The following is a 13,105-nucleotide window of genomic DNA, read 5'->3' on the forward strand; positions in this document are numbered from 1 at the left end:
ACGATGAACCTGCTCCCGTCCGACGACACCGCCGCCCCCGCCCAGTGGTCCTGGGCGTGGTGGCTGGAGATCCTGCAGGCGATGGGGTGGAAGCTGCTCGCCGTTCTGGTCATCATCGCCGTCGGCTTCGTCCTGTCGCGCCTGCTGCGCTTCGCCATCCGGCGCATCGTGAACCGCATCGTGTCGGGCGCGAAGAACAAGGCGAACGTCGAGGACACGGCGGCGCTGGAGCGCTCGCCCCTGGCGGCCATGCGCCTCGTACAGCGCACCCGCACGCTCGGGTCCATCCTGCAGAACATGGTGAACGTCGCGATCGCGACCGTCGCCGTGCTGCTGATCGTGAACGTCATCGACCAGAGCGTGCTCGGCTCGTTCGCCCTGCTGTCGGCCGCGATCGGCGCCGGCCTCGGCTTCGGCGCGCAGAACATCGTGAAAGACGTGCTGAACGGCATCTTCATCGTTGCGGAGGACCAGGTCGGCATCGGCGACGTCGTCGACCTCGGCCTGGCCACCGGCGTCGTGGAGTACGTGAGCGTGCGGATCACGCACGTGCGCGACGTCAACGGCACGCTCTGGTACGTGCGCAACGGCGAGATCACCCGCATCGGCAACATGTCGCAGGGCTGGTCGCGCGTCATCCTGGACCTCGCGGTCCCGGTCGATGTCGACATCGAGGACGTCGAGAAGACGATGCTCGACGCGGCGAGGTCGCTCACGAAGGATCCCAAGTGGCGCACGCGGGTCATCGAGCAGCCGGAGATCTGGGGGCTGGAGTCGATCACCGGCGACGCCCTCGTCATCCGGCTGGTGATGAAGACGCGCGCCGGGGCCAAGGACGACGTCGCCCGGGAACTGCGGATGCGGCTCAAGCGGGCGATGGACGATATCGGCGTCACGCTGCCGCAGATGAACAGCGTCATGCTCGCCGGGCTGGAGAGCGCGCAGCGGGTGCGCGGCGCCAATCCCCCGCGCACCAAGCCCATCAAGACGCCGCCCGTCGGCAACGGGCAGGGCGTCTGGAAGCCGAAGAAGGGCAAAACCGCGGCGGCGGAGACGGACGCGGAATCGTGACGGATGCCGCGCCCCTGAGTTCCCACGGCGAGGGCTTCTACGACGAGGTCGGCGGCCACGAGACGTTCGCCCGCCTCGTGGAGGTCTTCTACCGCGAGGTCGCGGCCGACGACGTCCTGCGCCCGATGTACCCGGAGGCCGACCTCGCGCCGGCCGCCGAGCGGCTGCGGATGTTCCTGGAGCAGTACTGGGGCGGGCCGACGACGTACGGCGAGCAGCGCGGGCATCCGCGCCTGCGCCTGCGCCACGCGCCGTTCCACATCGACCCCGATGCCCGCGACCGCTGGCTCGTGCACATGCGCACGGCGGTCGATGCGCTCCGGCTGGCGCCGCTGCACGAGGCGACGCTGTGGGACTACCTCGAACGCGCCGCGCATGCGATGGTGAACACGTTCGAGCCGAGCGGCATCGGGCCGGGCCGCCCGGCTGCGGCCGGATCGTTGCCGGTGCGTGCCGCGCCGACCCGTCACCCCCGCCCCGAGGAGAAGCCGTGACCGCCGTCCAGACCCACTCCGCCGACGTCCTCGTGATCGGGTGGGGCCTGGCCGGCCTCGTCGCGGCGAGCGAGGCGGCATCCGCCGGCCGGACCGTCGTCATCGTCGACCAGGAGCCGCGCACCAACCTCGGCGGGCAGGCGTTCTGGTCGTTCGGCGGCCTGTTCTTCATCGACTCGCCGGAACAGCGCCGGATGGGCATCCGCGACAGTTTCGATCTCGCCCGCCAGGACTGGTTCGACACCGCCGGCTTCGATCGCGACGAGGACCTCTGGCCGCGGCGCTGGGCCGAGGCCTACCTGAACTTCGCCCACGGCGAGAAGAGGGCGTGGCTGCGCGAGAAGGGCGTCGGCTTCTTCCCCGTCGTCGGCTGGGCCGAGCGCGGGGGTTACACCGCCACCGGGCCGGGCAACTCCGTGCCGCGCTTCCACATCACGTGGGGCACCGGCCCGGGACTGGTCGCGCCCTTCCAGGCCGCGGTCGAGGAGGCCGAGCGCGACGGCCGGGTGCGCGTGCTGTCCCGGCACAAGGTCACCGCGCTGACCGTCGTCGACGGCACCGTCACCGGCGCACGCGGCGACGTCCTCGCCCCTTCCGGCGCCGCCCGTGGCCGGGCCTCGTCGCGCGAGGTCGTCGGCGCGTTCGAGATCACGGCATCCGCCACCGTCGTCGCCTCGGGCGGCATCGGCGGCAACCACGACCTCGTGCGCGCGCAGTGGCCCGCCCGCCTCGGCACGCCGCCGGCGCAGCTGGTGACGGGCGTGCCGGCCTACGTCGACGGCTCGATGCAGCCCGTGTCCGCCGCCGCCGGCGCGCGGCTGATCAACGGCGACCGGATGTGGCACTACGTCGAGGGCATCCAGAACTGGGATCCGATCTGGCCGGGTCACGGCATCCGGATTCTGCCCGGTCCGTCCTCGGTGTGGCTGGATGCTACCGGCGCACGCCTGCCGGTGCCCCTGTTCCCCGGGTTCGACACGCTCGGCACGCTCGCGCACCTGCGCGCCGGCGGACACGACCACTCGTGGTTCGTGCTGTCGCAGCGGATCGTCGAGAAGGAGTTCACGCTCTCGGGCAGCGAGCAGAACCCCGACCTCACCGGGCGCGACGTGCGATTGATGCTGAAGACCCGCCTGGGCAAGGGCGCCGCAGGCCCCGTGCAGGCTTTTCTCGACCACGGCGCCGACTTCGTCGTGCGGCCCTCGCTCGACGAGCTCATCGCCGGGATGCGGGCGCTGCCCGGCGGCGACGCGCTCGACCCCGACCGCGTGCGCACGGAGATCGAGGCCCGCGACCGCGAGATCGACAACGAGTTCACCAAGGATGCCCAGATCGCCCTGCTGCGCTCGGCACGCGCCTACCGCGGCGACCGGCTGGTGCGCACCGCCGCACCGCACCGCATCCTCGATGAGGCGAACGGTCCCCTCATCGCGGTGAAGCTGCACGTGCTGACCCGCAAGTCACTCGGCGGCATCGAGACCGACCTGTCCGCTCGCGCGCTGGGGCACGACGGCCAGCCGGTGCCGGGGCTCTATGCGGCCGGCGAGGCGTCGGGGTTCGGTGGCGGCGGCGTGCACGGCTACCGGGCGCTGGAGGGCACGTTCGTCGGCGGCTGCCTCTTCTCCGGCCGCACCGCCGGGCGCGCCGCTGCCGCCGCCGTCTGATCTCCCGGCACTTCCCAGAATCGGAAAATCGTCGTGGAATCGGACGCTGGGAACTGCGGCGTCCGATTCTGCGGCAGATCTCCGATTCTGCGATCGCACGCGCGCGCGGGGCGGCCGAGACGCAGTGACTAGCCGCGTCCTCCGGTGGCGCGGACGGCGGTGAGGCCGCTGTGCACGTGCGCGCGGGTGAGCACGTGCCCGCGCGCCAGGCTCACCCGGGTCCACGGTCCGCTCCGGCGGACGGATGCCGTCTCCTCGCCGCCGATGAACCCCAGCGCGAAGGCGGCGAAGGCGACACCGCGGGGCAGGCCGAGAAGGTCCGCATCGCTGCTCCCCCACACGTCGGCGCGCACGGCCCGGACAGCCTCGTCGCCAGCACCGGCCGGCAGCGCGTGGGCGACGGCGGCGACGCCCCACTGGGCGCGCGCCGCGAGCACGGCCGCGGCGAGCCCGCCGCCGTCGACCCACCCGGCGCGCGGCGGCGCGATGCCCGCCCACGGCGCCGCGACGGCGCTCTCCGGCAGCACGAGCGCCCGCGCGTCGTCGGGCGCGGCGGCGAGGGCGGCGGCATCCACCGTCAGATCGCACTCGAGCTCCGGATCGATCCGCGCGAACCGCATGCCGAGGACGGTCGGAGTGGCTTCGAGCAGGGTCTGCGGCGACAGCAGCGCGGCCGTCAGCGCCAGGGTGCCGCGCTGCGCCCGCAGGCGCACGGCGCCATCGCCGATGCGCGCGGCCCGCCCGGCGAACGCGACGACGTCGGTCGCGGTGGCGGGGTCGGGAAACAGCAGGCGGGACGGCATCCGACCTAAACTATCAAGCGGACGGCGACGGGAGGGCATGTGAGCGACGCAGCGGATGGCGCCCCCGACCCGGTCGGCGAGATGCTCCGGGTCCTCGACCTGTCCCCCCGCGCCGCGCGGACGACCGAGGACATTTTCACGGGACATTCGCAGCCGATGCCCGGCGGTCGCGTGTTCGGCGGGCAGGTGCTCGCGCAGGCGATCATCGCCGCCGACCGGACGACGACCGACGATCGTGTGCCGCACTCGATGCACGGCTACTTCCTGCGGCCGGGCGACTCCGGCGACGGCATCACGTTCTCCGTCGATCGCATCCACGACGGCCGCTCCTTCTCCACGCGCCGCACCCAGGCGTTCCAGCAGGGCGTGCCGATCTTCTCGATGATCGCGTCGTTCGAGCGCGAGGATCCGGGGCTCGATCACCAGCTGTCGATGCCCGAGGGCGTCCTCTCGCCCGAGGAGGCGATCGCGCGTTCGGTCACCGTGTCGCAGCATCCGCTCTCCCGGCGCGTACTGTCGGCCGGCCCGATCGAGCTCGTCCACGCCGACGGCGCGATCTACGATGCCGTGCCCGACCCGCACGCGCCCGTGCAGAACGTGTGGATGCGGGTGCGCCGACCGATCGGCGACGACCCCGCGCTGCACCGGGCCGTGCTCGCGTACATGAGCGACATGACGATCCAGGAGCCGGTGCTGCGCGCGCACGGCGTGGCGTGGTCGACGCCGGGGCTGAAGCTCGCGAGCCTCGACCACGCGATGTGGTGGCACCGGCCGGCGCGGGCGGATCAATGGCTGCTCTACGCGCAGTCCTCCCCCAGCGCCCGCGGGGGTCGCGGATTGTCCACGGGTCGCATCTTCACGCGCGACGGCGAGCTGATCGCCTCGGTGGGTCAGGAGATCATGGTGCGCGTGCCGTCGGCCTCCGGCGACGTCAGCGGCGGCTGAACACGACGGGCGCGCCGAGGTACGGCGTCCACGCCGCGCGCATGCGGTCCGACAGCCGCACGGGGCGGAACGTCGCGGCGTCGACGAGCACGACGGCCGACGACGCCCGCGCGTACAGCACCTGCGGTTCGGCGCCCGCCGGGCTGTAGACCTCGTAGCAGACCTCGACGCTCGATCCGCCGAGCTTGCCGAACCACAACTGGATGTCCAGCGGCTCACGCCGGTACGGCACGGGTGCGAGGTACTCGATCTCCTGACGGGCGATGAGCGACAGGTGGCGGGCATCCGCACCCGTCTCGATCACCGCGGTCGCGGGGGCCTCCTCGCCGCCGACCGGCATCCAGAACACCCGCACGCGCGCCTCTTCGAGCAGCTTCAGCATCGTCGCGTTGTTCACGTGGTTGAACGCGTCGAGGTCGCCCCAGCGGAGGTGGATGGGGACGTGAAGGCGATCAGTCACGGGTGAGTTTGCGATAGGTCGACTTCGCAGGGTTGGCGGCATCCGCGCCGAGACGCTCGATCTTGTTGGCCTCGTACGCCTCGAAGTTGCCCTCGAACCAGTGCCACCGGTCGGGGTGCTCGTCGGTGCCCTCGTAGGCGAGGATGTGCGTCGCGATGCGGTCGAGGAACCACCGGTCGTGCGTGATGACCACGGCGCAGCCGGGGAACTCGAGCAGCGCGTTCTCCAGCGACTGCAGCGTCTCGACGTCGAGGTCGTTGGTCGGCTCGTCGAGCAGCAGCAGATTGCCGCCCTCCTTGAGGGTCAGCGCCAGGTTGAGCCGGTTGCGCTCACCACCGGAGAGGACGCCGGCCTTCTTCTGCTGGTCGGGGCCCTTGAACCCGAACTTCGAGACATATGCCCGCGACGGAATCTCGGTCTTGCCGACCGTGATGATGTCCAACCCGTCGGAGACGACCTCCCACAGCGTCTTGCTCGGGTCGATGTTGGCGCGCGACTGGTCGACGTAGCTGATCTTGACCGTCTCGCCGACCTTCAGGTCGCCGCCGTCGAGGGGCTCCAGGCCCACGATCGTCTTGAACAGCGTCGTCTTGCCGACGCCGTTGGGGCCGATGACGCCGACGATGCCGTTCGGCGGCAGGCTGAAGCTCAGCCCGTCGATGAGCGAGCGGTCGCCGAAGGCCTTCTGCAGCTTCTTCGCCTCGATGACGATGCTGCCCAGACGCGGCCCCGGCGGAATCTGGATCTCTTCGAAGTCGAGCTTGCGGGTGCGCTCGGCCTCGGCGGCCATCTCCTCGTAGCGGGCCAGACGCGCCTTCGACTTGGCCTGACGACCCTTCGCGTTGGAGCGGACCCAGTCGAGCTCCTCGGCGAGGCGCTTGGCGAGCTTCGCGTCCTTCTTGCCCTGCACCTCGAGGCGCTCGGCCTTCTTCTGCAGGTACGTCGAGTAGTTGCCCTCGTAGCCGATGAGGCGCCCGCGGTCGACCTCGGCGATCCACTCCGCGACGTTGTCGAGGAAGTACCGGTCGTGCGTGATCGCGATCACCGCGCCGGGATACTTCTGCAGATGCTGCTCGAGCCAAAGCACGCTCTCGGCGTCGAGGTGGTTGGTGGGCTCGTCGAGCAGCAGCAGGTCGGGCTTCTGGAGCAGCAGCTTCGTCAGCGCCACGCGGCGCTTCTCGCCGCCCGACAGGTTCGCGACGCCCGCATCGCCCGGGGGCGTGCGCAGAGCGTGCATGGCCTGCTCCAGCTGCGAGTCGAGATCCCACGCATCGGCGGCGTCGATCTCCTCCTGCAGGGTGCCCATCTCGGCCAGAAGAGCATCGAAGTCGGCATCCGGATCGCTCATCAGGGCGGAGATCTCGGTGAAGCGATCCACCTTCGCCTTGATCGCGATGCCCTCCTGGATGTTCTCCAGCACGGTCTTGGTGTCGTCGAGTTCGGGTTCCTGCATCAGGATGCCGACGCTGAAGCCCGGCGTGAGCTTCGCCTCGCCGTTGGACGGCGCGTCGAGCCCCGCCATGATCTTCAGGATCGTCGACTTGCCGGCGCCGTTCGGGCCGACCATGCCGATCTTCGCACCCGGGAGGAACGCCATCGTGACGTCGTCGAGGATCAGCTTCTCGCCCACCGCTTTGCGGGCACGGACCATGGAGTAGATGTATTCGGCCATAACAGGCCAAGTCTACTTGGGCGCCCGTGCGGGCTCGGCCTTCGAGACGCTCACCAGTCGATCGGGCGCGTCTGACCGATCAGGCAGGTACCGCCGGGGATCTCGTCCATCACCAGTGCCGTCGGCGTCGGGATGGACGGGCCCACCTGACCGACGAGACACTCCCCGTCCCAGCGGACGGAGAACTGAATCGAGTCGGCCTGGTTGCCCACCGTGGTGAGATCCTGCGTGACCTCCATCGCGGTCTTGTCGAATCCGGCCGCGACGAGCGCGTCGATGTACGCCCGGCCCTGGTACCGCGCATCCGTCGCCGCCACCTCGTTCATCACGGCCTCGAACAGGGGCAGGTTGTCGTCGGCCGAGCCGTCCGGCACGAGCGCCGGCCCGGTCGGGGTGGGGCTCGGAGAGACGGTGACCGTGGGGGTCGGCGTCGAAGCCGGAGCAGGCGGCGTCGCCGTGCACCCGGCCAGCGCGAGCCCGCACGCGACGAACGCCGCGGCGATCGTCGAGGCGCGGGCGGTGGCAGGCACCAGATGAGTCTATGCGCGCGATGCTGCCGCCGCGCTGTGCTCATGCCGCGAGCCGTCATCAGACGCCCGGAACCGTCAGAACGGTGTGTCGTCGGCGCGCGGCGCGTGCCAGTCCCCCGCGCCGGCAAGGACCGGCTCGCGCTCCGGCTGGGCGCTCTCGCGCGGTTCCGCGACCGCGGTCGTCGCCGGGGTCTCGCCGCCCGGGATCTCCGCGACCGCCCACCCGTCGCCGTCGACCGAGGCCTGCGGGGGCTCCGACGGGACGGCACGCGGGACGTCGCGCTGGAAGCGGGCGGTGCCGAACAACAGGTCGTGGCCGAGCGCATCGGCGTCGATGTCGGCGGACATCCCCGATTTCCCATTGGAGTCCCACGAGTTCAGCTTGAAGCGCCCGGTGACGATCACTCGTTGGCCCTTCTCGATCGAATCCAGCGCGTGCAGGGCGAGCTTGCGATACACCGAAACCCGATACCAGTTGGTGTGACAGTCGACCCAGGTGCCGTTCTCCTGGCGGCGCTGGGTCGACGCGAGGCGGAACCGGACGACGGGGACGCCGCCCGGAAGCTGCGCCTGCTCGGGAACGGTCGCCACGTTGCCGGTGACGGTGATGTAGTCGGACATGATTCGTACTCCTCTCCTGCGACCGCGGACGCGGCGCGCTTGGGCACCAAGAATGGGCCACGGCGCGTCGGCGTGGGGCGCCGGATGCCCAATCTGTGGAGAGATTCCGGAAATCGCCCGCTGGGGAGGAGGACTCGCACCGGGGTCGCGGGGATCCCCTCGGGCGATGTCGGAGGTCGCAGCTATGTTCGAATCGGAGGCGAAAATGACAACGATCACCGATATTCCGACGCCCCTCGTGCGGGGCGTCACACTCCTGCCCGTCTCGGCGCGGAGATGGCGCGTGCTCGACACTCGGGGGCGGGTGCTCGGCCACCTGCGGACCGAGGCGGTGGCCGCGGGCATCCGGTACCACGCCGAGCGATTCGAGGTCGGGGCTGCGCGGATGCGCGGCCTGGGCTCGTTCTGGAGCGCCCGCGAGGCCGTCGATTGCCTGCGGTACCTCCGATGACGACTACACGACGGCTTCGAGCAGTTCGCCGGACGGCGTCGGGGCGCCGACCCGGACGGACGGCCATACCGCTGCGAGCACGTCCACGGCGCGGCGCAGGTCGTCCACGGGGGCCGTGAACGGCACGCGCAGCCGGCGATCGAGCGCGCTGTCGACGGCGAAGCGCGATCCCGCGGAGAGGGAGACGCCGTTCTCCCGTGCCGCCAGCACGAGGCCCGAGCTGAGCGGGGCGTCGAGCTCCACCCACAGCGCGACGCCGCCGTTGACCTGTGGCACCCGCCACTGGGGCAGCTGCACGGCCAGCGCCGCGGACACCGCGTCTCGTCCTTCGCGCAGCAGGTCGGCGCGCTGCCGGAGGATGCCGGGCAGCTGCGCGATCGCGCGCACGGCGACCGCCTGCTCGAACTCGGGAGTGCCCAGGTCGCGTGCCGGCCGCATCGCGATGAGGTGCTGGATCAGCTCCGGGCTGGCGCGAATCCAGCCGACGCGCAGCCCGCCCCAGACCGTCTTGCCGAGCGAGCCCACCCGCACGACGTGGGCGGGCGCGTCGGCGAACGCCGGCATGCGCCCTCCCCCGTCGATGGCGAGCTCGCTCGTGGTCTCGTCGACGATCAGCGTCGTCCCCGCCTGGCGAGCCGCGTCGCCGAAGACCTTCTCGTCGACCGCCGTCATGCACCGCCCGGTCGGGTTCTGGAACCGGGGCATGAGGTAGGCGAGGCGAGGCGAGGTGCGTGCGAAGGCCTGCGTGGCGCGATCGAGATCCCAGCCGTCGTCGGTCGTGACCGGAATGCCGACGAGCCGCGCGCCGGCGGCCCGCAGCGCCTCGGCGGCGTGGGGGTACGTCGGCGTCTCGATCAGCGCCCGGTCGCCGCGGCGCAGGAGAGTCTCGGCAAGGAGATGGATCGCGGACTGCGCGCCGGTCGTCACCAGCACGTCGTCGGGCGACGTGGGCACCCCGAGGGACGTGTAGCGCGACGCGATCGCCTCGCGCAGCGCGAGGGAGCCGCGCAGGTCGTATCCGGCACGCGCGACGAGGGTGGCGGCATCCATCGCGGCCTCGGTCATGAGGCCGGCCAGCCCAGGCCACGCCGCCGGGCTCGCCTGCTGAAGGTCGATGGCGTCTTCGGCGACGGTCACCCGGCCCGCGTCGCGCTGCGGGCGGGGCAGCGTGACACTGCCCGAGCCGCGCAGGCTCTCGATGTGCCCGCTGTCGCGCAGGCTGCGATACGCCGCCGCCACGGTCGTGCGGCTCAGCCGCAGTGCGGCCGCCAGCTCGCGCTCGGCCGGCAGCGCCGTGCGTGCGGCAAGCCTGTTGTCGAGACAGAGCAGGCGGATGCCGTCGGCCAGGGCCTCGTAGGCCGGCTCGCGCGTGCGCCATCCGCCGAGGGCGACGGCGAGGGCACGCGCGGTGATGCGGGAATCCATGCGGCCACAATAGTGCAATTGGCCTGGTATCCAGAGTCCAATTCTGCGATTGGATGTATGCCATGCCTCTTCGTCTGGTCCAGTTGCTGATCGGCCTCGTCATGTACGGCGCCGGGTGCGGTGTCATGGTGCGCGCCGGCATCGGGCTCGACCCGTGGACGGTCTTCGCGCAGGGGCTGGAGCGGCAGACGGGCGTGGGCATCGGCTGGATCACGAACATCGTCGGCTTCCTCGTCCTGCTGCTGTGGATTCCGCTGCGGCAGAAGCCGGGCATCGGCACCGTCCTCAACATCCTGCTCGTGGGCACGAGCATGCAGGGCACGCTCGCGGTCGTGCCCGACGTGCACGGATTCGGGTATCAGCTGCTCGTGTTCGTCGTCGGAATGGTGCTCGTGGCGATCGCGTCGGGTCTCTACATCGGGGCGCGCTTCGGCCCCGGGCCGCGCGACGGACTCATGACCGGACTGCACTCACGCTTCGGCTGGCCGATCTGGGCCTGCCGGCTCGCGGTCGAGGCGACGGTGCTGCTCGCCGGATGGATGCTGGGGGGCACCGTCGGGATCGGGACGGTGCTCTTCGCGGCCGGCATCGGTCCGCTCGTGCACCTGGCGTTGCCGATCTTCGACCGGAAGGCGCATCCCGCCACGCTCGACCGCCCCGTCACGACTGCGTGACGGGCGCCGAGCACTCAGTGCTCGCGGAACTGCGGCCAGTCGCTGCCCGGAGGCAGATGCGTGTGCAACGCGCTCTTCGCGACTTCCATCGTGGGGTACGACCCGAGGCTGGCGTCGGCACCGGCGATGGTCGATACGTATCCTTCGTCGCACTTGCGGATCGTGCCGACGACCTTTCCCTCGGTGCCGTAGGCGACCCAGAGGCCGGACGATGTGGTGCTCATGATGACTCCTCTCGTCCCCGTCGACGCTACGCCGCTGCGGACGGCGGCGCCAGGGCATGGGCGTAGCCTGGGTGCGAAGTGACCGAAGATTCTCGCATAGCCGCCGCACGACGCCGCGCCCAGAGGGCAGCGCGCGCCGACGACGGGGATCCCGAAGACCGGGCAGAGCGCGGCGCCGCCGAAGCCGGCCAGGTGTCGCTGCAACTGGGGGCGATCGTGGAATCGGCGATTCAGCAGGCGATCAGGCGCGGTGACTTCGACAACCTGCCCGGAGCCGGCAAGCCGATCCCCGGGCTCGGCGACCATCACGACCCGGACTGGTGGATCCGCCGCAAGATCCAGACCGAGCAGTTGCACGGACTGGGGCCCGCGGCGCTCACGCTTCGCGTCGAGGATGCGGGGCTCAGCGATCGGCTCGACGAGCTCTCCAGCGAGCACCAGGTGCGCGAGATGCTGCACGACTTCAATCGCCGGGTGATCGAGGCCCGCCGGCAGTTGCTCGGCGGCCCGCCCGTCGTCACGCCGACCCGCGACATCGAGGGGGAAGTCGCCGCGTGGCGCGTGCGGCGGGAGCAGCGGGCCGCGCGCCAGACTCCGCCCGAGGCGGAGCCCGCCCGCAGCAGGCCACGCCCCCGCCGCACCGACCGCCCCCGTCGCACGTGAGAAACCACATCGCGCGTGAGAAACCACTTCTGCGGTGGTTTCTCACGCAGAAACTGGTTTCTCACGCGGCGTGAGGCAATGTGGGGTGGCTAACGGGGCTTGAACCCGCGACCCCCGCGACCACAACGCGGTGCTCTACCAACTGAGCTATAGCCACCATGTGCCCGTTTCCGGGCAACCAGACGATTCTATTACACCCCGGGAGCGAACGACGACACCGCGGATGCCGCCGCCTCGCGCGCCTCTTCGCTGGTCGGGCCGGGCTCGGGCACGAACACCGCCTGCCGATAGTAGGCCAGCTCGCGGATCGACTCGCGGATGTCGGCCAGTGCGCGGTGTCCGCCATCCTTCGCGGGGGCGTTGAAGTACGCGCGCGGATACCAGCGTCGCGACAGCTCCTTCACGCTCGACACGTCGACGTTGCGATAGTGCAGCCAGCGATCGACGCGCGGCATGTACTTCGCGAGGAACATCCGGTCGGTACCGATCGTGTTGCCGGCCAGCGGCGCCTTGCCCTCGGCGACGAAGCGCTGGATGTACTCGAGCGCCTCGAACTCGGCCTCCCCCAGGCTCACGCCGCCCGGAACCTCGGCGAGCAGGCCCGACGACTCGTGCATGTTCCGGACGAAGTCGTTCATGTGCGCGAGAGCCGACGCATCCGGTCTGATCACGATCTGAAAGCCCGGGTCGAGCGCGTTCAGCTCGAAGTCCGTGACGATGATCGCGATCTCGACGAGCTCGTCGACGTCGAGATCGAGCCCTGTCATCTCGCAGTCGATCCAGACGAGGCGGTCATTCTCCCCAGTAGACACCATGCGCCTCATCCTAATCAGATGAATGGACATTGCCGGCGCGACGTCGCCGGGCAAAGTCCCCCCAGGAGGATTCGAACCCCCGACCTGGCGGGTAGAAACCGCTCGCTCTGTCCACTGAGCTATGGAGGGTGACGGGAACCTCTCTACCGTACCGTGTCCGTCCGCGATGCCAGGATGGGGATATGTCCCGCACCACCGTCTTCGCCCCGGATGCTCCTGCCGCGATCGGTCCGTATGCGCACGCCGCGTCCGGTCGCGGACAGTTGTTCCTCTCCGGCCAGACACCCATCGACCCCGAAACAGGCGCTCTCGTCGACGGTGACGTCGGCGCACAGACCCGACGCGTCTTCCAGAACCTCGCCGCCGTGCTGCACGCGGGCGGCGGCAGCCTCGCTGACGTCGTCAAGGTCAACGTCTATCTGACCTCGATGACGGACTTCGCGGCGATGAACGAGGTCTACGCGGAGATGTTCTCGGAGCCGTACCCCGCGCGGACCACCGTGGCGGTGGCCGGGCTCCCCCTGGGTGCGCAGGTGGAGATCGAGGTCGTCGCCTCGCTCGACGCGTAGCGCCGGCTGCGCGGACGCACCGCG

16 protein-coding genes and 2 tRNA genes are annotated in these 13,105 nt (G+C 70.7%); 8 read left to right on the top strand and 10 right to left on the bottom strand.

Going from position 1 to position 13,105, the window contains the following annotated elements; genetic code table 11:
• The first annotated feature begins 3 nt into the window (after positions 1–3).
• The 3 genes from QM720_RS12855 to QM720_RS12865 are packed head-to-tail and all read left to right on the top strand — an operon-like array spanning position 4 to position 3,229.
• On the top strand, positions 4–1,071 hold the full coding sequence (locus tag QM720_RS12855; RefSeq protein ID WP_415127120.1) for a mechanosensitive ion channel family protein: 1,068 nt from the start codon (positions 4–6) through the stop codon (positions 1,069–1,071).
• Positions 1,068–1,565: a globin gene (locus QM720_RS12860; protein WP_415127122.1), complete on the top strand. Its 498-nt coding sequence runs from the start codon at positions 1,068–1,070 to the stop codon at positions 1,563–1,565. The genes QM720_RS12855 and QM720_RS12860 overlap by 4 nt, the downstream gene beginning before the upstream one ends.
• The gene (locus tag QM720_RS12865) at positions 1,562–3,229 is read left to right on the top strand and encodes an FAD-binding dehydrogenase (protein WP_415127124.1); all 1,668 of its coding nucleotides are present in this window, start codon (positions 1,562–1,564) and stop codon (positions 3,227–3,229) included. Before QM720_RS12860 ends, QM720_RS12865 begins: the two co-directional genes overlap by 4 nt.
• 128 nt (positions 3,230–3,357) lie before the next feature.
• Here QM720_RS12865 and QM720_RS12870 read toward each other — a convergent pair whose 3' ends face one another.
• Entirely contained in the window at positions 3,358–4,032 is a 675-nt protein-coding gene (locus QM720_RS12870) for a hypothetical protein (protein ID WP_415127126.1), read from the bottom strand.
• An 81-nt stretch (positions 4,033–4,113) separates the two neighbouring features.
• On the opposite strand from QM720_RS12870, the gene QM720_RS12875 reads away from it, so the two are divergent.
• Positions 4,114–4,977 carry an acyl-CoA thioesterase gene (locus QM720_RS12875; RefSeq protein WP_415127936.1) on the top strand — a complete coding sequence of 288 codons (864 nt, stop codon included), beginning with the start codon at positions 4,114–4,116 and terminating at the stop codon, positions 4,975–4,977.
• On the opposite strand, the gene QM720_RS12880 is transcribed toward QM720_RS12875, so the two are convergent.
• From QM720_RS12880 to QM720_RS12895, 4 genes are all read right to left on the bottom strand, one after another.
• Complete coding sequence (locus QM720_RS12880) at positions 4,964–5,437, bottom strand: acyl-CoA thioesterase (protein WP_415127128.1); 474 nt, start codon at positions 5,435–5,437, stop codon at positions 4,964–4,966. The two genes, QM720_RS12875 and QM720_RS12880, sit on opposite strands and share 14 nt — an antisense overlap.
• Complete coding sequence (ettA, locus tag QM720_RS12885; RefSeq protein WP_415127130.1) at positions 5,430–7,109, bottom strand: energy-dependent translational throttle protein EttA; 1,680 nt, start codon at positions 7,107–7,109, stop codon at positions 5,430–5,432. The genes QM720_RS12880 and ettA overlap by 8 nt, the downstream gene beginning before the upstream one ends.
• Before the next feature lie 50 nt (positions 7,110–7,159).
• Positions 7,160–7,639, bottom strand: a complete 480-nt coding sequence (locus QM720_RS12890) for a DUF6993 domain-containing protein (protein ID WP_415127132.1) — start codon at positions 7,637–7,639, stop codon at positions 7,160–7,162.
• 75 nt (positions 7,640–7,714) lie between these two features.
• Positions 7,715–8,260 carry a single-stranded DNA-binding protein gene (locus tag QM720_RS12895; RefSeq protein ID WP_415127134.1) on the bottom strand — a complete coding sequence of 182 codons (546 nt, stop codon included), beginning with the start codon at positions 8,258–8,260 and terminating at the stop codon, positions 7,715–7,717.
• Positions 8,261–8,465: 205 nt separating this feature from the next.
• Between QM720_RS12895 and QM720_RS12900 the strand changes: the two genes are divergently transcribed.
• The gene (locus tag QM720_RS12900; protein WP_415127136.1) at positions 8,466–8,711 is read left to right on the top strand and encodes a DNA mismatch repair protein; all 246 of its coding nucleotides are present in this window, start codon (positions 8,466–8,468) and stop codon (positions 8,709–8,711) included.
• 3 nt (positions 8,712–8,714) lie between these two features.
• Here the strand turns inward: QM720_RS12900 and QM720_RS12905 are convergent, their stop codons facing one another.
• Positions 8,715–10,136: a PLP-dependent aminotransferase family protein gene (locus QM720_RS12905; protein ID WP_415127138.1), complete on the bottom strand. Its 1,422-nt coding sequence runs from the start codon at positions 10,134–10,136 to the stop codon at positions 8,715–8,717.
• Positions 10,137–10,198: 62 nt separating this feature from the next.
• On the opposite strand from QM720_RS12905, the gene QM720_RS12910 reads away from it, so the two are divergent.
• Positions 10,199–10,810 carry a YczE/YyaS/YitT family protein gene (locus QM720_RS12910; protein WP_415127140.1) on the top strand — a complete coding sequence of 204 codons (612 nt, stop codon included), beginning with the start codon at positions 10,199–10,201 and terminating at the stop codon, positions 10,808–10,810.
• Between the two features lie 14 nt (positions 10,811–10,824).
• Here the strand turns inward: QM720_RS12910 and QM720_RS12915 are convergent, their stop codons facing one another.
• A complete protein-coding gene (locus QM720_RS12915) occupies positions 10,825–11,034 on the bottom strand; it encodes a methyltransferase (protein WP_415127142.1) in 210 nt (69 codons plus the stop codon).
• A 78-nt stretch (positions 11,035–11,112) separates the two neighbouring features.
• Here QM720_RS12915 and QM720_RS12920 point away from each other — a divergent pair, with 78 nt between their 5' ends.
• Positions 11,113–11,697, top strand: coding sequence for a DUF1992 domain-containing protein (locus QM720_RS12920; protein WP_415127144.1), 585 nt, complete (start codon positions 11,113–11,115; stop codon positions 11,695–11,697).
• An 81-nt stretch (positions 11,698–11,778) separates the two neighbouring features.
• On the opposite strand, the gene QM720_RS12925 is transcribed toward QM720_RS12920, so the two are convergent.
• The 3 genes from QM720_RS12925 to QM720_RS12935 all read right to left on the bottom strand — a co-directional run bounded on the left by QM720_RS12925 (position 11,779) and on the right by QM720_RS12935 (position 12,641).
• Positions 11,779–11,854 (bottom strand) — tRNA-His (locus tag QM720_RS12925).
• A gap of 34 nt (positions 11,855–11,888) precedes the next feature.
• Complete coding sequence (gene orn / locus QM720_RS12930) at positions 11,889–12,512, bottom strand: oligoribonuclease (RefSeq protein ID WP_415127146.1); 624 nt, start codon at positions 12,510–12,512, stop codon at positions 11,889–11,891.
• 56 nt (positions 12,513–12,568) lie between these two features.
• Positions 12,569–12,641: transfer RNA gene (locus tag QM720_RS12935), tRNA-Arg, on the bottom strand.
• A 53-nt stretch (positions 12,642–12,694) separates the two neighbouring features.
• On the opposite strand from QM720_RS12935, the gene QM720_RS12940 reads away from it, so the two are divergent.
• Positions 12,695–13,081 carry a Rid family detoxifying hydrolase gene (locus tag QM720_RS12940; protein WP_415127148.1) on the top strand — a complete coding sequence of 129 codons (387 nt, stop codon included), beginning with the start codon at positions 12,695–12,697 and terminating at the stop codon, positions 13,079–13,081.
• Positions 13,082–13,105: the final 24 nt, after the last annotated feature.

The sequence above is a fragment of the Microbacterium sp. genome (assembly GCF_047602155.1).
Classification (GTDB): Bacteria; Actinomycetota; Actinomycetes; order Actinomycetales; family Microbacteriaceae; genus Microbacterium.